Raw genomic sequence first — 263 nt, 5'->3', positions numbered from 1 at the left:
CTTTCGCTTGATGAGAATGCGCATGTACAACTGCTCAAGGTACCCGTCGGCGTTGTCGGCGGTGTAATAGGTGTTCTGAGGCTTCTTCTTCAGCAGCAGGGTCGGCCCGGTGTTGACCTTGCCGCCGTGCGATGCCGTGCCGTCGGCCTTGATCTGCTTTGGGTTCGTATATCGCTTGTTCGGCCAAGCGTCGAACTCGTCCACACCCCGCGTCCAACCCAGAATGTCAAACTGCTTTGGGTTGTACTTGTCGAGGAAGGAGA

At 56.7% G+C, this 263-nt stretch carries 1 protein-coding gene; it reads right to left on the bottom strand.

The annotated features are described in order from the left end of the window. A partial coding sequence (locus JNK74_30155) for a modification methylase (GenBank protein MBL7650433.1) occupies window positions 1-263 on the bottom strand: 263 nt, incomplete at both ends.

The sequence above is a fragment of the Candidatus Hydrogenedentota bacterium genome (assembly GCA_016791475.1).
In the GTDB taxonomy this organism is placed as follows: Bacteria; Hydrogenedentota; Hydrogenedentia; order Hydrogenedentales; family JAEUWI01; genus JAEUWI01.
The sequence above is the reverse complement of the archived record's forward strand: the minus strand, read 5'-3'. Positions and strand labels throughout refer to the sequence as shown.